This window comes from Bradyrhizobium genosp. L (genome assembly GCF_015624485.1).
Classification (GTDB): domain Bacteria; phylum Pseudomonadota; class Alphaproteobacteria; order Rhizobiales; family Xanthobacteraceae; genus Bradyrhizobium.
Genome location: NZ_CP061378.1, coordinates 166,037 through 183,278, shown reverse-complemented (window position 1 = coordinate 183,278; position 17,242 = coordinate 166,037). Strand labels below are relative to the sequence as shown.

Below are 17,242 nucleotides of genomic sequence, written 5' to 3'. Positions count from 1 at the left end.
GGTAGAGGAGGCGGTGGAGGTGAGGGGAATCGAACCCCCGGGCGATTGGATGGAAAGCCGCCGCCCACACCAGCTCACCCCCGATGGGAGCCGGAGCCGCAAGGCTCCGGCCTTCACTCGGCAACCTACTCCGAGTCGCCATAGACTTCAATGCTCTTTGCTTGGGATTTGTTGGTGCCACGCGCGCCGTCGCCCATCTGAATGTTGCTCGGCAACCCGGCGGCATCCGCAACAATGCGCCATTTCCGTCGAAATTCATTATTCGTCCACGGCTTCCCCGAGTATTCGCACATGACCATGGGACCGCTTCGCCTCCACGGTGGAATACGGTTAATCTCCTCCATGACCATGGAAAGTCGTTTTAAATCGGTGTGAATTAGCCCCGTCTCACCTTTGCGGGCGTTCGGGTTCTCCCGGTGCAAAATCCAATTCTCAGTGTCTATGTCAGACCACATGAGGCCGCCGACCCATTTCTCGGAGCCGTTGTTGATCTCGTCCGACCCCGCTTCGCTCAAGGGGACCCATTCGCCAATTATATCTACCTGACGAAGCTTGGGAATTTCGAATTGTAGAGCTTGCGCTAGTGCGATCGATGGCCAATTAAATTGAGTGTGAGCAGTCGCGCGAATTGCGCGGGCATGCTGGTAGGTCAGGATTTCTTTCCGCGGAGGGGGCGGAGGAAAGCGCATATTCCCAATGATGGTGCTCAGTCGAGTACACGCATCACTATCCAGCACTACCGAACCGAAACTGAGAAGTAGCCGGAGCTTTGCCAGCATCGAATGGCCCATCGAAACCTTGCCGTCCGCAGCCCAACTAGTGTCATGCATTTCTTGAACGCGAGCGGCGTTCCAGCTAGCCACCATTTCGGAGCCTACTTCCTTGTCTAGGCGATTGATGGCTTGATCATAGTTTCGCCGGACCGAGTGCTTTAGCTTGTGGTAAGGCGAGTCTTTATGAGTGCGGTAGGCGGCGATCAGGCCTGAGAAAGTGCCGTCAAAAGCGACCTTTTTCTCGCTTTCAGGGGCCTTTTCCTCGGTCTCCATGGTGAAGTTTGGCTTGTAGGCTGATGCGGGCTCCTCGGGCTTCGGGCCTGAAGCAGAAGCCAGATCATCCTTTAGGGGCTGCTGAGAAGCGCCAAGATCAAGCGTGATACCCAGCTCAATAGCCAGCTCTTTGAATTTGGCAAGCTTCACCAATCGCGCGTCAATCTGCGCTCGCTGCGCACGAAGACGCGCTTCCTCCGCTTCAATTGCGGCCAAATAGTTCTGCTGATCGCTCATCGGTCGGTTACGGAGGTCCGCTAGAAGCAAAGATATGTCATCCATCATAACGGTCAATCCCTTATCTTTCGTGAGCGCGAGTGTCCGCACAGGCTTGCTGCACGCTTCCCCGATCTCGCGGGGTGCAAGCTATTGATTTCGTTGGGAGGTGAGTTTGCTACCTAATGCCGAGCAGCTCGGACGGCGACAGCGGCGGCAGGATCGACGGCAGCCGCGCCGCCAGCATCGACTTGCCGGCACCGGGCGAGCCGATCATCAGCAAATGATGCCCGCCGGCGGCGGCAATCTCGAGCGCGCGCTTGGCGCTTTCCTGGCCCTTGATGTCGCGCAGGTCCAGCAGCGCCTCCTCGCGCGCCTCGTTTTGCTCTCGCACCTTCGGCTGCGGGCGCGACAGCAGCTGCGTGCCCTTGAAATGGTTGGCGATCTGGATCAGCGAGTTCGCGGCGATGATCTGGATGTCCGGGCTCGCCCACGCCGCCTCCGACCCGCAGGCCGCCGGACAGATCAGTCCCTCGTCGCGTGAATTGGCGCCGATCGCGGCCGGCAGCACGCCCGCGACCGGCGCGAGCGAACCGTCGAGCCCGAGCTCGCCGAGCACGGTGAAGCCGTTGAGCGCATCCGGCGGGATCGCCCCGATCGCGGCCATCAGCCCGAGCGCGATCGGCAGGTCGTAATGGCTGCCTTCCTTCGGCAGATCGGCAGGCGCGAGATTGACGATGATGCGGCGGGCGGGCAGCGCGAGCCCGGAGGCGATCAGCGCCGAACGCACCCGCTCGCGCGCCTCCGACACCGCCTTGTCCGGCAGGCCGACGATCGCAAACGCCGGCAGGCCGGGCGCGACCTGCACCTGCACGTCGACCGCACGGGCCTCGATCCCCTCGAAAGCGACGGTGGAAACGCGCGCGACCATGCTGCCCCTCTTAGTGCCGCCACCCAAGGTAGCGGAACGGGGCGTTGGGTGCAAGAACATTACAGGAACATTCGGGGGCGACGGCTGCCGCCCCCGAAAAATCGCGCCTAGAGCCTTTCCGATTTAGACAGAAGCATATCCTGCGTTGCGCAGGTAGTTTGCGCATTCTTGCGGTGTGAAGTGTTGGAGAAGACTGCCAATGCGACGCCAGACGCCGTCGACGGTGCGTTCTTCAGCCTTGCGGAGCAGGATTTTGAGCTTTGCGAAGACCTGCTCGATCGGATTGAGGTCGGGGCTATAGGGCGGCAGGAAGACGAGCCGGGCGCCCGCGGCGCGGATGGCCGTGCGGATAGCTTGGCCCTTGTGGGAGCCGAGATTGTCCATGACGACAATGTCGCCGGGTTGGAGCGTTGGCACCAGCAACTGCTCGACATAGGCACGGAAGCTCTCGCCGTTGATCGGCCCGTCGATGACGCAGGGGGCCGCGATACGGTCGTGCCGGAGTGCTGCGAGGAAGGTCATCGTCCGCCAATGGCCGTGCGGGACCTGAGCCCTGAGAGGGGCGCCCCGTCGCCACCAGCCATGGGTCCGGGCCATGTTGGTCTTTGCCCAGGTCTCATCGATGAAGACGAGACGAGCAGGATCGATTTTCGACTGGTGTCGTCTCCACCAGGCCCGGCGGCGCGCGATGTCAGGACGATCCTGCTCTGTCGCGAACACGGTTTTTTTTGAAGCTGATGCCTTGGCGCTTGAGGAATCGCCAGAGCGTGTCGCAGGACACTACGACGCCGCGCTCCCCAAGCTCCGCCAACAGCGCGTGCAGGGTCAGATCAGGCTTCGCGGTCAGCCGAGCCAGCAGCCAGTCGCGCTCACCTTCCAGCAGGTAAGGCCGCCTGCCGCCCATCGGCCTGGCCGCCGCGCTGCCTGTCGCTCGCGCCCGCTGCGACCATTTCACGACGCTCGCAACGCTGACGTCATACAGTTCCGCCACCGCCCGGCACGTTTCGCCACTTGCAACCAACCCAACAACACGCTCACGCAGATCCAGTGAGTATGCTCGCGCCATCCTTGCTGGCCTCCGTCCCAGCAGGAAGCTTGAATCAGAGCTCACCTGATTTGGGAATCCCCGATTCAGACAAAGTCGGAAAGACTCTAGCGCATTTTCGCTTCTGATTGAATCAGAACCGAAGCTCCAGCTTTTTGTTTTGACGCGTTTTCTTCACGCGAACCGGTATCCGCTTCGCTCGAAAACGCTCTACAGCAGCATCTGCATCGGCTCGGGATAATAGTGGAATCCCTCGCCGGTCTTGGCGACGTGGCCGTAGCCGGGCCAGGCGAAGTGATAGGACATCACCGGCGTCTTGTTGGCCGCTAGCATGGTCAGCATCTTCACCCGGGATTGCGCGGCCTGCTTCGGATCGGTGTCGTAGGAGAATTCCATCAGCGGCTTTTCGAGCAGCAGCACCGCGTGATGGGTGAGATCGCCGAGGAAGGCGAACGATTTGCCGGCCGACGTCACCATGAACATGTGGTGACCCACGGTGTGGCCGGGTGCCGCCATCGCCTGCACGCCGGGCAGGAATTCCTGGCCGTCCTTGTAGAACACGAGACGGTCACGCACCGGCAGCAGGTTCTTGCGGGCGTGCACGATGAAGTCCTTCAGCGGGCTGCCCATCTTGCCTTCGTCGGTCCAGAATTCGAAATCGCTCTGGGCGATGTAGTATTGCGCGTTCGGGAACAGCGGCTTGTCGTTGGCATCGACGATGCCGCCGATGTGGTCGACATGGGCGTGCGACAGCACCACCGCATCGATGTCCTCCGGCTTGATGCCGGCTTCCGCCATGCTCTTCTGCTGCCGGCCGGTGGTCGGCCCGAACAGATGCGAGGTGCCCATGCCGGTATCGAACAGGATCAGTTTGTCGCCGGTGTTGACGATCGGCGAGTTCTGCTCCAGCACGACGTTGTCCGGCGACAGGAAGTTGTCGGACAGCATCTTCTTCACTTCATCATCGGGGACGCCGATGAAGGTGCCCTTGGGCGGACCAAGCGGCAGCGGTCCGTCGGATACGACGGTGACTTCGGCGTCGCCGAGAATGAAGCGGTGCCAGTAGGGTGTCTGGGTGCCGAGCTTCGGCGCGCGCGCCACAGCTGGGCCGCCGAGCATGGTGCTGGCGCCGAGACCGGCACCGAGCGCGAGCAAGGATCGTCGTGAGACATTGAGTGTCATACGTCTTCCTCCACAATCTTTATGAGATTATTTTTCGCGTGCTGCCTGCGACAGTCCGCCGCAATGACTGGTCGCAGGCACAAGAATGCTGCGCCCGCCCGCACAGGCTGGCAAGAGGAATCAAATCAAGGAAAGCGCGGAGGAGAAATCTATCTCATTTGCAACTGCGGCGCGCGTTGCATAAGGGAAGCTTATTTTGCGGTGCGCTTGGCCTCGATGGCATCCCAGACCTTGGCTGCAACATCCGGTCCATTGAGCCGCTGGATGGCGCGGATGCCGGTCGGCGAGGTCACGTTGATCTCGGTGAGGTTGCCGTCGATCACGTCGATGCCGACGAACATCAGGCCGCGCTCGCGCAGCGCGGGCCCGACGGTGGCGCAGATCTCGCGCTCGCGTTCGGACAGCTCGGTCGCCGCGGCCGCGCCGCCGCGCACCATGTTGGAGCGCAGGTCATCGGCCGCCGGCACGCGGTTGACGGCGCCGGCGAACTCGCCGTCGACCAGGATGATGCGCTTGTCGCCGTGCCTCACCTCGGGGAGGAAGCGCTGAATCACCCAGGGCTCCCTGAAGGTCACCGAGAACATGTCGAACAGCGAGCCGAAATTCATGTCCTGCGGCATCACGCGGAACACCGCGGCGCCGCCATGGCCGTGCAACGGCTTCATGACGACGGCGCCGTGTTGGTCGCGGAACGCGTTGATCTCGTCGAGGTCGCGCGAGATCAGGGTCGGCGGCATCAGCTGCGGGAAATTCATCACGAACAGCTTTTCCGGCGCGTTGCGCACGCTGGCGGGGTCGTTGACGACCAGCGTTTTCGGATGGATGCGCTCGAGGAAATGCGTCGAGGTGATGTAAGCGAGATCGAACGGCGGGTCCTGGCGCAGCAGCACGACGTCGAAGCCGTTGAGCGCCTCGCGTTTCGGCTCGCCGAGCGTGAAGTGATCGCCGACCTCGTCGCGCACGGTGAGCATCTGCACCGGCGCCACCAGCTCCTCGCCGCGCAGCGACAGTTTGTCGGGCGTGTAATAGGAAATGCCGTGGCCGCGCTTTTGCGCCTCGAGCAGGAGGGCAAAGGTGGAATCGCCGCGGATGTTGATGCGCGCGATCGGATCCATCTGGACGGCGACCTTCAATTTCATAGGCATATCCCGTGGCGTCTGGAGGTATTTGGGGTCTGGAGGTATTTCTAAGGGCTTGCGTCGAATGCCGCTAACAGATGGCGCGGCAGGCGCCTTGGCGCAATCAGCACGACGTCGAATCGGAGATCAAATTCCGCGTGTTCGGGATGCGCCATCAGCCAGGCCTGGGCGGCATTGATGATGCGTTGCTGCTGGCGCGGCGTCACCGCATAGGCGGCATCGTCGAGATTGGCGCGGGCCTTGACCTCGACGAAGGCTATGAGGTTGCGGCGGCGCGCCACCAGGTCGATCTCGCCATAGGGGGTGCGAAACCGCTTGGCGAGGATGCGGTAGCCCTTGGCCATCAGAAGCGCGGCGGCCCGGCTCTCGGCGGTGAGGCCGGTGCGGAACGCCGCGACGCGTTCGGGCGAGGCGTCCTCAGTCTTGGCCATTGCCGCTCCCGATCGTCTTCGCCAGCTCGAGCGCGCGGGCATAGACCTCGCGGCGCGACCGGCCCGAGAGCTCGACGGCATGGGCCACCGCGTCCTTGACGCTGCCGCGCACAAGCTGCGCGCGCAACAATTCGTCCAGCGCATCCTGGTCCATCACGCCGGCGTCGTCGGGCGGCGGCCCGACCACCAGCACGAACTCGCCGCGCGTCTCCAGCGCGTCCGCGGCCGCCGCCAACTCGGCGACGGGCCCGCGCGTGATCTCCTCGTGCAGCTTGGTCAGCTCGCGGCAGATCGCAGCGTTGCGCCCGGCCATGATCGCAGCGAGATCGCGCAGGCTGTCCTGCACGCGATTGCCGGATTCGAACATCACCAGCGTCGCATCGATCCTGGCGAGCTCGGCAAGCCGGGTGCGCCGCGCGTGCTCCTTGGCCGGCAGGAAGCCTTCGAAGAAGAAGCGGTCGGTCGGCAGCGCCGCCACCGACAGCGCCGTCAGCACCGATGACGCACCGGGCACCGCGATCACCTTGTAGCCGGCGGCGCAGGCCTCGCGCACCAGCTTGAAGCCGGGATCCGAGATCAGCGGCGTGCCGGCGTCCGAGACCAGCGCGATCGAGGCGCCGTCGGCGAGCTGCTGCAGGATCTTCGGCCGCGCCAGCGCCGCATTGTGCTCGTGATAGGGCACGAGCTCGGCCGATATCGCGTAGCGCTCGGTCAGGCGGCGCGTAATTCGGGTGTCCTCGCAGGCGATGACGTCGACGCCCGCCAGCGTTTCCAGCGCGCGCAGGGTGATGTCGGCGAGATTGCCGATCGGGGTCGCCACCAGATGCAGCCCGGGTGTAGCCTTCGGCGCGGCCAGCACCTGGCTGCCGATGGAAAAGGATCGGCTTGAAGCGGCATCGGGACTGTAAAGGGAACTAGCTTTTGCGCGCATAATGCCAATCTAGAGGGGCGGCGGTCATTGCGCCACACCGGAGGGGTGTTGGCCGAAGGGCGCCTGAAGCTGCAAGAAACGTGAGCCCCGGCGGCGGCGCCGCAAGGTCATAATCCTTTTGTTTTAGTTAACTATTCGCCGACAATATGCCCAAATCCACCCGCCTCATCAGAGCTGGATGGAGGCTCGGTAGAGTCCTGGCCGATCACGGTCGGTCAAGAGAAGAGAGAGATGGCAGGCCCGCATCATCGCAAGTCCCCGCCGTCGGGCGCGACCCGGCGGACCGCGCTTGGCCTCCTCGTGGGCGCACCGTTGCTGTCGGCCTGTTCCAGCGTGCAGCAGACCTTCAGCCAGTTCTCTACCCCCGAAGCCGGACCTTCGGGCCCGCCGCAGCAGCCGCAGGCGGTCGGCACCGGGCAGGTCAAGGTCGGGCTGATCCTGCCGCTATCGGCCTCCGGCAATGCCGGCGTCGCCGCGCAATCGATGCGGAACGCGGCCGAAATGGCGCTGGCGGAATTCCAGAACCCGAACATCCAGCTGCTGATCAAGGACGACGGAGGCAACCCGCAGGGCGCCGCGCAAGGCACCCAGCAGGCGCTGGCGGAAGGCGCGGAGGTCATCCTCGGGCCGTTGTTCGCGGGATCGGTGCCGGCGGCCGCGCAGCTGACGCGGCCGCGCGGAACCTCGCTGATCGCGTTCTCGACCGATTCCAGCGTGGCCGGCCGCGGCGTCTATCTGCTGAGCTTCCTGCCGGAATCCGACATCAACCGCATCGTCGACTATTCGTCGAGCATCGGAAAGAAGTCGTTCGCAGCGATGGTGCCCGACAACGCCTATGGCAACGTGGTCGAGGCCGCGTTCAAGCAGGCGGTCGGCCGCAAGAACGGCCGCATCGTCGCGTTCGAGAAATACGGCGCCGACCGTGCGGGACCGGCGCGCAATGTGGCGCAGGCGCTCGGCCAGGCCGACGCGCTGCTGCTGGCCGACGACGGCGAGTCGGTGGTCGCGACCGCGGACGCGCTGACCGCGGCGGGCTCCAACCTGCACAATATCCAGCTGCTCGGCACCGGGCTGTGGGACAATCCGCGGGTGTTCGCGAGCCCCAATCTGCAAGGCGGCCTCTATGCCGCGCCCGATCCGGCCGGCTTCCGCAATTTTTCCAATCGCTACCGCGCCAAGTTCGGCGGCGAGCCGGTGCGTACGTCGACGCTGGCCTATGATGCAGTCGCGCTGATGGCGGCGCTGGCGCGCACGCAGGGCGCGCAACGCTTCGCGCCGGAGACGCTGACCAATCCGTCCGGTTTCGCCGGCATCGACGGCCTGTTCCGCTTCCGCTCCGACGGTACCAACGAGCGTGGGCTCGCCGTCATGAAGGTGGCAACGGGCGGCGCGACGCCGGTCGCCGGCTCGCCGAAGAGTTTTGGCGCTTAAGCCGCGAGATCCGCAACGACGGCGTCGAGCACCGGGAAGCCCGACTTGGTCACGCGCAGCCGCCCGTCGGCATCGACCGCAATCGCACCTTCCTCGCGCAGCATGGCGATGCGGTGCGGATCGAGCGCGCGGCCGGCAAGCTCAGTGTAACGTTTGGGATCGATGCCTTCGGCGAGCCGCAGCCCCATCAGCAGAAATTCGTCGGCGCGTTCCTCGCTGTTGAGGCAATCGTCGGTCATGACGCCGTGGCCGCGTTCCTCGACCTTCGATAGCCATGCCTCGGGGCGCTTGTCGGTCGCGGTTGCGTGCCTGACGCCATCGATGTCGAGCCGGCCATGCGCACCGGGGCCGATGCCGGCATATTCATCGCCGCGCCAGTAGACCAGATTGTGCCGGCACTCGGCGCCCGCGCGAGCGTGATTGGAGATCTCGTAGGCCGGTAGCCCCTCGCGCGCGCAGACCTCCTGCGTCACGTCATAGAGTGCCCGCGCCGTCGCCTCATCCGGCGTCTTGAGCTTGCCGGCGGCGTGCAGGCCGAAGAACGGTGTGCCTTCCTCGATGGTGAGCTGGTAGAGCGATAGATGCTCGGCCGCTTCCGAGATCGCCAGTTTCAGTTCATCGGACCACATCTGCGGCGTCTGGTCCGGGCGGGCGTAGATCAGGTCGAAGGAATAGCGATCGAACGCGCCCCGCGCGATCGCGACCGCATCCAGCGCCTCGCGTGCGGTGTGCAGCCGCCCGAGCGCCTTCAGCGAGGCATCATCGAGCGCCTGCACGCCGAGCGAGACGCGGTTGACGCCGGCCGTGCGGTAGCCGCGAAAACGCGTGGCCTCGACGCTGGTCGGATTGGCCTCGAGCGTGACCTCGACGTCGCGCGCCACCGACCAGTGCCTGCCGATCGCATCGAGCACCGCGCCGACGGTCGCAGGCTGCATCAGCGACGGCGTGCCGCCGCCGAGGAAGATCGAGGACACTTCACGCCCCGGCACCCGCGCCGCGGTGGTCTCGATCTCGCGCGCGAAGGCGCGCACGAAGCGCGGCTCATCGATCGGCGCATGCCGGACATGGCTGTTGAAATCGCAATACGGGCATTTCGACAGGCAGAACGGCCAGTGCACATAGACGCCGAAGGCTCCTCGCTCAGCGTTGCTCAAGGCAGATCTCCGCAAGCTTCACGAAGGCGCGGGCGCGGTGCGACAGGCCGAGCCCGTGCGGCGGCAGGCCGTGCTTCTCGACGCTGGTCATCTCGCCGAAGGTCCGCGTATGGCCGTCCGGCAGGAAGGCCGGATCATAGCCGAAGCCGGCAGTGCCGCGCGGCGGCCAGACCAAAGTTCCATCGACCCGGGCTTCGACCTCTTCGAGGTGATCGTCGAACCAGGCCACGCACAATGCCGAGACGAAGTGCGCTTTGCGCTTGTCGGGGGTGGTGGCGCCGCGCTCCTGCAACAGGCGCTCGATCCGCGTCATCGCCGCCATGAAATCCTTGGCTTCGCCGGCCCAGCGCGCCGAATAGATGCCGGGCGCACCGTCGAGCGCATCGACCACGAGGCCGGAATCATCGGCAAAGGCCGGCAGTCCGGTGGCCTTCGCTGCCGCGATCGCCTTGATCGCCGCATTGGCGCGAAAGCTGCCGCCGGTCTCTTCGGGCTCGGCGAGGCCGAGCTCACCGGCCGATACCGCTTCCACCCCGTGCGGCGCCAGCAGTTCCCGCATCTCGGCGAGCTTGCCGGGATTGTGGGTGGCGATCACGAGCCTTCCGGTGATTCGGCGGTGCATGACCAATGTGTCTACGCGACCGCGATCTTTTGCAAGTCGACGAGGCGCGCGACACCTTTGCGCGCCAGCGCCATCAACGCCAAAAATTCGCTTTCCGAGAACGGCGTCTTCTCGGCGGTGCCCTGCACCTCGATGATGCGGCCGTCGCCGGTCATGACGAAATTGGCGTCGGTGTCGGCCTCGGAATCCTCGGCATAATCCAGGTCGAGCACCGGCGTGCCCTGATAGATGCCGCAGGAGATCGCCGCCACGTTGTCGCGCAACACGTTGGCCTTCAGCATGTTGCGGGTCTTCATCCAACTGATGCAGTCGGCCAGCGCCACCCAGGCACCGGTGATCGAGGCGGTGCGGGTGCCGCCATCGGCCTGGATCACGTCGCAATCGACGGTGATCTGGCGCTCGCCGAGCGCTTCGAGATCGACTGCGGCACGCAGCGAGCGGCCGATCAGGCGCTGGATCTCGACCGTGCGGCCGCCCTGCTTGCCGGCCGAGGCCTCGCGGCGGGTGCGTTCCAGGGTGGCGCGCGGCAGCATGCCGTATTCGGCGGTGACCCAGCCGCGGCCCTGGCCCTTCAGCCACGGCGGCAGCCGTTCTTCCAGCGTGGCGGTGACGAGCACATGGGTGTCGCCGAATTTCACCATGCAGGAACCCTCGGCATATTTGACCACGCCGCGCTCCAGCGTGATGGGGCGCAGTTGATCGGGCGCACGGCGGCTTGGCCGCATGGAAACCTCCGAAAATCCGAGAGAAATGGCTGGCCGCGCTTGTAGGAGCGGGAACGGGCCGCGGCAAGGGGTTTTGACCCGGTATCGGAGGGTCGAAAGCGAGCTTGTCACCGGGCTGGCGGATCGACAGATTAGGGCATGATCCGGAAAAGTGTGACGCGGTTTTCCGAAGGATCATGCCCAGACGAGATGGGCGGTCGAGGGAGCGAAGTTTGGTCCAGCACGATCCGATTAGCCTGATCACGCCATATGCCGGGCTGGCCCAGCTCAACGAGCGTTCGCGCGACATTTTTCGTCAAATCGTGGAAAGCTACCTGGCCACCGGCGAGCCGGTCGGCTCGCGCAACATCTCGCGCCTGATCGCGCTGCCGTTGTCGCCGGCCTCGGTGCGCAATGTGATGTCGGATCTCGAGCAACTCGGGCTGATCTACGCGCCGCACACCTCGGCAGGCCGGCTGCCGACCGAACTCGGGCTGCGCTTCTTCGTCGATGCGCTGATGCAGGTCGGCGATCTCACCGAAGCCGAACGGCAATCGATCCAGACCCAGCTTGCCGCCGTCGGCCGTGCGCAGACCGTCGAGGCTGCGCTCGGCGAGGCGCTGACGCGGCTGTCGGGCCTCACCCGGGCGGCCGCGGTCGTGATGACGCCGAAATCGAACCCACGGCTGAAGCACCTCGAATTCGTGCGGCTGGAGCCGGAACGGGCACTGGTGGTGCTGGTCGGCGAAGACGGCCAGGTCGAAAACCGGGTGCTGGCGCTGCCGCCGGGTGTGCCGTCGTCGGCATTGACCGAAGCGACCAACTTCCTCAATGCGCGGATCCGCGGCCGCACGCTGGCCGAGGCGCGCCTCGAGCTCGAAGCGGCGTTGGGGCTGAACCGCGCCGAGCTCGATCAGCTCACGCAAAAGGTCATCGCGGCCGGCATCGCGAGCTGGTCGGGCGGCGAGAGCGAGGATCGCCAGCTGATCGTGCGCGGACACGCCAATCTGCTGGAGGATCTGCATGCGCTGGAGGATCTCGAGCGCATCAAGTCGCTGTTCGACGATCTCGAGACCAAGCGCGGCGTGATCGATCTGCTCGGCCGCGCCGAAGGCGGCGAGGGGGTGCGGATCTTCATCGGCTCGGAGAACAAGCTGTTCTCGCTGTCGGGTTCCTCGACCATCATCGCGCCCTACAGCGATGCGCAGGGGCGGATCGTCGGGGTGCTCGGCGTGATCGGCCCGACCCGGCTGAATTATGCGCGGGTGATCCCGACGGTCGATTACGCCGCGCGCATCGTCAGCAAATTGCTGGGCGGCTGAGGACCGTCATTTGCTTCCATTTGAAGCGCTTTGTTCGGGCGAGGTGGCGGCCTGTGGCCCTCGGAACGTCAACTGACGCTTGATTTTCGCCGCCCAAAGCACGATATCCCGGGCAGCCAATCCCCAAGATTTGAACAGACGCGAGTTTTCGAGAAGGCACGCCATGACCGATCCGAACCGGGCCAACGACAATTCCGAGAATTCGGCGCAGAGCGGCGAGCCGGTGGTCTCGAAGCCCTACATCATGCCCGACGATCCCGAAGTGGGATCGGCCGAGGCCCTGACCAAGGAACTCGCCGAGGCGCGCGACAGGACGCTGCGCACGCTGGCCGAGATGGAGAACCTGCGGCAGCGCACCCGCCGCGAGGTCGCCGATGCCAAGACCTACGGCATCACCGGCTTTGCCCGCGACGTGCTCGATATCGCCGACAATCTGCAGCGCGCGCTCGATGCGGTGCCGGCGGAAACTAAGGAAGCCGCGGATCCCGGCCTGAAGGCGCTGATCGAGGGCGTCGAACTGACCGAACGCTCGCTGCTCAACGCGCTGGAAAAGAACGGCGTCAAGAAATTCGATCCGATCGGCGAAAAATTCGATCCGAACTTCCAGCAGGCGATGTTCGAAGTGCCTGATACGTCGGTGCCGTCGGGCACCGTGGTTCAGGTCATGCAGGCCGGCTACATGATCGGCGAGCGCATCCTGCGCCCGGCCCTGGTCGGCGTCTCCAAGGGCGGCGCCAAGGCTGCCCCGGCCACCGACTTCACGGCCTGAGGCCTCGGCGGCTCGCCTTACGCGATATCCGACGACTGGATTCGCTTGACGCCGGCCTTGGCCATGTCGGCCCAGGCTTTGGCGAGCGAACCCTGGGTGTCGATGCCGCGGCAGGCATCTTCCACCACATAGGTCTCGAAGCCGGCCTTGCGGGCGTCGAGCGCGGTCCAGGCGACGCAGAAATCCGTGGCCAGGCCGGCGACGAATACGCGCTCGACCTTGCGCGCCTTCAGGTAGGCGGCAAGGCCCGTTGTGGTCTTGCCGTCGGCCTCGGTGAAAGCCGAGTAGCTGTCGACGTCCTTGTGAAAACCCTTGCGGATGATCAGCTCGGCCTGCGGGATCGTGAGATCCTTCGACAGCGAGGCGCCGTCGGTGCCCTGCACGCAGTGGTCGGGCCACAGCACCTGCTTGCCATAAGGCAGGTCGATGGTCTCGAACGGCTTCTTGCCGGAATGGGCCGAGGCGAAGGAGACGTGGTCGGGCGTGTGCCAGTCCTGCGTCATCACCACATTGCCGAAGCTCTTGGCGATCCGGTTGATGATCGGCACCACCTGATCGCCTTCCTTCACCGCGAGGCTGCCGCCGGGCAGGAAACAGTTCTGAACGTCGATCACCAGCAGCGCGGAGGCGTCGTCGGGCTTGATCGCGGCCCACAGCTGGTGTGGAACCAGGGTCGCCAGTGCCGCTACACCGAGCCCTGCAACAATCCGTCGCCGATCCAACATCGCGCCCCTCCTCGCTCTTTGCGTGAAATCGCGCGAGGAGGCTAGTTCCGTTCGTCGGGCTGCGGAAGTCCGATTTTTCGGTCGGCTTTGCGGAAAACGCGGTCAGCCGCGCGGCTGGATGCCGTCGCGCACCGCGCGGAAGCGTGGGAACGCCTTCTCCCAATCGGTGCGCGGCGAGCTGCCGATGATCCGCATCGAGGATTGCGAGCCGAACCGCAGCCACTGCACGATGGTGACGGGCGTGTTGTCCTTGCCGCTGGTCGCATCGATCCGCGTCTCGTAGCCGGCCTGGCCGTCGATCCGGATCGGTTCGGACATGGTGATCCGACCGTCGCGCACGCCGGGGATCGTGGTGGCGATCTGCTGGGCGAAGCGGCCGCGATCGTCCGGCGACGCCGGTGCCGAGCCGATCACGCCGAGCAGGATGAACGGCTTGGTTTCGAAGCCGGTCTTCTCGTCGCCGTCGGCGAGCATCAGCGCCGCGCCGGGCGCCAGCATGCGGACGTTCTTGAAGTCGCTGAGCTCGGTGATCTTGAACGGCATCATGCCGAGCTGCTCGTCGACCGGCACCTCGTTGCGGATCTCGGCGGTGGCAAACATCTGCCGCACCGCATCGTCGGTATAGATCTTGGCGGCGTTCTCCGGCACCTGCACCGCGACATAGCCCGAGAAGCTCGGGCCGGGCAGGATCATGGAATAGCGCCGCACATTGGTCGCGCCGTCGCGCGCGCTCTCCACGGTGTAATAGGCAAGGCCGGCCGGGGTCTCGAGGCTCTCCGGCTTGATGTTGCCGGCGCCGGCGGGATTGGCCTTGAAGGCGCTGACGACCTCGCCATAGGCCGGCTGGGGCAGGTCGGCGACCAGCACTTTGACGCCCTGGTCCTCGGTCTCGAAGCCGATGAACGACTTGGCGCGGACGAGCCCGACCAGCGGCTTCATCCCGACATGCGCGCCCGGCGGAAACACCACGTCGGCCGCGAAGGCGGAGCAGGTGGTGGCAAACAGCAAGGCAACCGCAGCGAGAACTCGAGATGGCGACATGGAGGGATCTACCGGATTTGCTTGGAGGCCCGCTCAAGGGGTCTGACGAAGGCGGGGCGAGCCTCGTCAGTCGGCCCGCTTTTAGCGGTTTTGATGGCCTTGCAACAGGGCTGACCCCGGCATCGTTCCTGCCGCACCGCCCGGATTCCCCCGGCTTTTCGCCGGTCAGGCACGGTCCGCTGCGGTATTTCCCGCTGTTTCGGGGAATGGGGTCACGTGATGGTCGCGGCCGGCAGCGGCCAAATAGCGCGTCTGCGCGCGATGGCATCTCCGGCTTGTGCGGGAGCTTTGTGAGCGTTCACTCAACAACCGATCGTCGGATCTCGATCGATCGGCCGCCGCCATCATTGCCGATTTGTTAACTTGTTGAGAGCCTGAAACAGCGCGGAGGCGGAGCTGACACAATCTTTCAAACGTCAGTCTTTTCAGGCCTCAACGTTGCGTCCAGTCCTTGCGGGCGGGACCCTCTCTCCTATATCAGGCTCACCACCGCAATATCGCGAGTATGTGATCGTCTGGGGGTTCGGTACGGAGCGCCGTCAGGGCCCAACCAACCTGCCGCAGCAACAAGGATATGAACATCATGGGTAAGGTCATTGGGATCGACCTCGGCACGACGAATTCGTGCGTCGCCGTCATGGATGGCAAAAACGCCAAGGTGATCGAGAACGCAGAAGGCATGCGAACGACACCGTCGATCGTTGCTTTCACTGACGATGGCGAGCGCCTCGTCGGCCAGCCGGCGAAGCGCCAGGCGGTGACCAATCCCGAGCGTACGTTCTTCGCAGTGAAGCGCCTGATCGGCCGCCGCTACGACGACCCGATGGTCGAGAAGGACAAGAAGCTCGTCCCCTACAAGATCGTCAAGGCATCGAACGGCGACGCCTGGGTCGAAGCCGACGGCAAGACCTATTCGCCCTCGCAGGTCTCGGCCTTCATCCTGCAGAAGATGAAGGAGACCGCTGAGGCGCATCTCGGCCAGAAGGTCGATCAGGCCGTCATCACGGTTCCCGCTTATTTCAACGACGCCCAGCGTCAGGCCACCAAGGACGCCGGCAAGATCGCCGGCCTCGAAGTGCTGCGCATCATCAACGAGCCGACCGCTGCCGCGCTCGCCTACGGTCTCGACAAGTCGAAGACCGGCACGATCGCGGTGTACGATCTCGGCGGCGGCACCTTCGACGTCTCGATCCTGGAAATCGGTGACGGCGTGTTCGAGGTGAAGTCGACCAACGGCGACACCTTCCTCGGCGGCGAGGATTTCGACATGCGCCTGGTCGGCTATCTCGCCGACGAGTTCCAGAAGGAGCAGGGCATCAACCTGCGCAACGACAAGCTCGCTTTGCAGCGTCTCAAGGAAGCTGCGGAGAAGGCCAAGATCGAGCTGTCCTCGACCACGCAGACCGAGATCAATTTGCCGTTCATCACGGCCGACCAGACCGGTCCGAAGCATCTGACGATGAAGCTGACTCGCGCCAAGTTCGAGGCGCTGGTGGCCGATCTCGTCGAGAAGACCATCGAGCCCTGCCGCAAGGCGCTGAAGGATGCCGGCCTCACCGCCGGCGAGATCGGCGAAGTGGTGCTGGTCGGCGGCATGACCCGCATGCCGAAGATCCAGGAAGTCGTGAAGCAGTTCTTCGGCAAGGAGCCGCACAAGGGCGTCAACCCGGATGAGGTCGTCGCGATCGGTGCCGCGATCCAGGCCGGTGTGCTGCAGGGCGACGTCAAGGACGTGCTGCTGCTCGACGTCACCCCGCTGTCGCTGGGCATCGAGACGCTGGGCGGCGTGTTCACCCGCATCATCGACCGCAACACCACGATCCCGACCAAGAAGAGCCAGGTGTTCTCGACCGCCGAAGACAATCAGGGCGCCGTCACCATCCGGGTCTTCCAGGGCGAGCGCGAGATGGCGGCCGACAACAAGATGCTCGGCCAGTTCGACCTGATGGGCATTCCGCCGGCGCCGCGCGGCATGCCGCAGATCGAGGTGACCTTCGACATCGACGCCAACGGCATCGTCAACGTCTCGGCCAAGGACAAGGCGACCGGCAAGGAACAGCAGATCAGGATCCAGGCGTCCGGCGGCCTGTCGGAAGCCGACATCGACAAGATGGTCAAGGACGCCGAGGCCAATGCGGCCGAGGACAAGAAACGCCGCGAGGCGGTCGACGCCAAGAACCATGCCGACGGCCTAGTGCACTCGACCGAGAAGGCGCTCGCCGAGCACGGCTCGAAGATCGCCGAGACCGAGCGCCGCGCCATCGAGGACGCCGTCAGCGACCTCAAGGAAGCGCTGAAGGGCGACGACGCCGAGGCGATCAAGGCCAAGACCAACACGCTGGCACAGGCCTCGATGAAGCTCGGCGAGGCCATGTACAAGCAGCAGGCCGAGGCCGATGCGGCCAAGGACGCTGCCAAGGATGACGTCGTCGACGCGGAGTTCACCGAGGTCGACGACGACAAGAACAACAAGAAGTCTGCTTAGGCGCGGATCGGATCATGGCCCTCACCCCAAAGAGCACGCCTGGCGTCTCGATGGAGTGGGGGTCATTT

At 64.7% G+C, this 17,242-nt stretch carries 15 protein-coding genes and 1 pseudogene; 4 read left to right on the top strand and 12 right to left on the bottom strand.

The genetic code is table 11. The features are described from left to right. Positions 1-125: 125 nt before the first annotated feature. The 7 genes and pseudogenes from IC762_RS00840 to rsmI all read right to left on the bottom strand — a co-directional run bounded on the left by IC762_RS00840 (position 126) and on the right by rsmI (position 6,921). Entirely contained in the window at positions 126-1,283 is a 1,158-nt protein-coding gene (locus IC762_RS00840) for a hypothetical protein (protein WP_195786781.1), read from the bottom strand. A 163-nt stretch (positions 1,284-1,446) separates the two neighbouring features. Next, positions 1,447-2,193 (bottom strand): annotated as a pseudogene (locus IC762_RS00835) (magnesium chelatase domain-containing protein); the annotation flags it as partial. A gap of 123 nt (positions 2,194-2,316) precedes the next feature. After that, positions 2,317-3,259 (bottom strand): IS630 family transposase gene (locus IC762_RS00830; RefSeq protein WP_195785264.1). Its coding sequence is split into 2 segments (ribosomal slippage): positions 2,317-2,922 and positions 2,924-3,259, totalling 942 coding nucleotides; the frame shifts between segments, so codons are not numbered across the junction. Positions 3,260-3,448: 189 nt separating this feature from the next. Then, positions 3,449-4,420 carry an MBL fold metallo-hydrolase gene (locus tag IC762_RS00825; RefSeq protein WP_195786780.1) on the bottom strand — a complete coding sequence of 324 codons (972 nt, stop codon included), beginning with the start codon at positions 4,418-4,420 and terminating at the stop codon, positions 3,449-3,451. A 191-nt stretch (positions 4,421-4,611) separates the two neighbouring features. Continuing rightward, positions 4,612-5,559, bottom strand: a complete 948-nt coding sequence (gshB, locus tag IC762_RS00820) for a glutathione synthase (RefSeq protein WP_195786779.1) — start codon at positions 5,557-5,559, stop codon at positions 4,612-4,614. A gap of 47 nt (positions 5,560-5,606) precedes the next feature. Further along, positions 5,607-5,990 (bottom strand): YraN family protein, encoded by a 384-nt coding sequence (locus IC762_RS00815; protein WP_195786778.1) that lies wholly within the window; start codon positions 5,988-5,990, stop codon positions 5,607-5,609. Then, positions 5,977-6,921, bottom strand: a complete 945-nt coding sequence (rsmI, locus tag IC762_RS00810) for a 16S rRNA (cytidine(1402)-2'-O)-methyltransferase (protein ID WP_195786777.1) — start codon at positions 6,919-6,921, stop codon at positions 5,977-5,979. Before rsmI ends, IC762_RS00815 begins: the two co-directional genes overlap by 14 nt. Before the next feature lie 231 nt (positions 6,922-7,152). Between rsmI and IC762_RS00805 the strand changes: the two genes are divergently transcribed. Then, a complete protein-coding gene (locus tag IC762_RS00805) occupies positions 7,153-8,352 on the top strand; it encodes a penicillin-binding protein activator (protein ID WP_195786776.1) in 1,200 nt (399 codons plus the stop codon). On the opposite strand, the gene hemW is transcribed toward IC762_RS00805, so the two are convergent. The 3 genes from hemW to rph are packed head-to-tail and all read right to left on the bottom strand — an operon-like array spanning position 8,349 to position 10,853. Beyond that, complete coding sequence (hemW, locus tag IC762_RS00800) at positions 8,349-9,506, bottom strand: radical SAM family heme chaperone HemW (protein WP_195786775.1); 1,158 nt, start codon at positions 9,504-9,506, stop codon at positions 8,349-8,351. The two genes, IC762_RS00805 and hemW, sit on opposite strands and share 4 nt — an antisense overlap. Continuing rightward, on the bottom strand, positions 9,493-10,128 hold the full coding sequence (rdgB, locus tag IC762_RS00795; protein ID WP_195786774.1) for an RdgB/HAM1 family non-canonical purine NTP pyrophosphatase: 636 nt from the start codon (positions 10,126-10,128) through the stop codon (positions 9,493-9,495). The genes hemW and rdgB overlap by 14 nt, the downstream gene beginning before the upstream one ends. An 11-nt stretch (positions 10,129-10,139) precedes the next feature. Then, the gene (rph, locus tag IC762_RS00790) at positions 10,140-10,853 is read right to left on the bottom strand and encodes a ribonuclease PH (RefSeq protein WP_195786773.1); all 714 of its coding nucleotides are present in this window, start codon (positions 10,851-10,853) and stop codon (positions 10,140-10,142) included. Positions 10,854-11,065: 212 nt separating this feature from the next. Here rph and hrcA point away from each other — a divergent pair, with 212 nt between their 5' ends. Together hrcA and grpE are read left to right on the top strand one after the other, a co-directional pair. Then, positions 11,066-12,154 carry a heat-inducible transcriptional repressor HrcA gene (gene hrcA / locus IC762_RS00785; RefSeq protein ID WP_195786772.1) on the top strand — a complete coding sequence of 363 codons (1,089 nt, stop codon included), beginning with the start codon at positions 11,066-11,068 and terminating at the stop codon, positions 12,152-12,154. 163 nt (positions 12,155-12,317) lie between these two features. Continuing rightward, positions 12,318-12,923 (top strand): nucleotide exchange factor GrpE, encoded by a 606-nt coding sequence (grpE, locus tag IC762_RS00780; protein ID WP_195786771.1) that lies wholly within the window; start codon positions 12,318-12,320, stop codon positions 12,921-12,923. Positions 12,924-12,940: 17 nt separating this feature from the next. Here the strand turns inward: grpE and pncA are convergent, their stop codons facing one another. Beyond that, positions 12,941-13,648, bottom strand: a complete 708-nt coding sequence (gene pncA / locus IC762_RS00775) for a bifunctional nicotinamidase/pyrazinamidase (protein ID WP_195786770.1) — start codon at positions 13,646-13,648, stop codon at positions 12,941-12,943. A 102-nt stretch (positions 13,649-13,750) separates the two neighbouring features. Further along, a complete protein-coding gene (locus tag IC762_RS00770) occupies positions 13,751-14,689 on the bottom strand; it encodes a hypothetical protein (RefSeq protein WP_195786769.1) in 939 nt (312 codons plus the stop codon). A gap of 583 nt (positions 14,690-15,272) precedes the next feature. On the opposite strand from IC762_RS00770, the gene dnaK reads away from it, so the two are divergent. After that, positions 15,273-17,174, top strand: coding sequence for a molecular chaperone DnaK (dnaK, locus tag IC762_RS00765; RefSeq protein WP_195786768.1), 1,902 nt, complete (start codon positions 15,273-15,275; stop codon positions 17,172-17,174). The last annotated feature ends 68 nt before the right edge of the window (positions 17,175-17,242 follow it).

Coding starts and splice junctions, on each gene's coding strand:
- IC762_RS00815 (WP_195786778.1), bottom strand. CDS start 5,990: ATGGCCAAGACTGAGGACGCCTCGCCCGAACGCGTCGCGGCGTTCCGC.
- rph (WP_195786773.1), bottom strand. CDS start 10,853: ATGCGGCCAAGCCGCCGTGCGCCCGATCAACTGCGCCCCATCACGCTG.
- rsmI (WP_195786777.1), bottom strand. CDS start 6,921: ATGCGCGCAAAAGCTAGTTCCCTTTACAGTCCCGATGCCGCTTCAAGC.
- IC762_RS00770 (WP_195786769.1), bottom strand. CDS start 14,689: ATGTCGCCATCTCGAGTTCTCGCTGCGGTTGCCTTGCTGTTTGCCACC.
- pncA (WP_195786770.1), bottom strand. CDS start 13,648: ATGTTGGATCGGCGACGGATTGTTGCAGGGCTCGGTGTAGCGGCACTG.
- IC762_RS00825 (WP_195786780.1), bottom strand. CDS start 4,420: ATGACACTCAATGTCTCACGACGATCCTTGCTCGCGCTCGGTGCCGGT.
- gshB (WP_195786779.1), bottom strand. CDS start 5,559: ATGAAATTGAAGGTCGCCGTCCAGATGGATCCGATCGCGCGCATCAAC.
- rdgB (WP_195786774.1), bottom strand. CDS start 10,128: ATGCACCGCCGAATCACCGGAAGGCTCGTGATCGCCACCCACAATCCC.
- dnaK (WP_195786768.1), top strand. CDS start 15,273: ATGGGTAAGGTCATTGGGATCGACCTCGGCACGACGAATTCGTGCGTC.
- grpE (WP_195786771.1), top strand. CDS start 12,318: ATGACCGATCCGAACCGGGCCAACGACAATTCCGAGAATTCGGCGCAG.
- IC762_RS00840 (WP_195786781.1), bottom strand. CDS start 1,283: ATGAGCGATCAGCAGAACTATTTGGCCGCAATTGAAGCGGAGGAAGCG.
- IC762_RS00805 (WP_195786776.1), top strand. CDS start 7,153: ATGGCAGGCCCGCATCATCGCAAGTCCCCGCCGTCGGGCGCGACCCGG.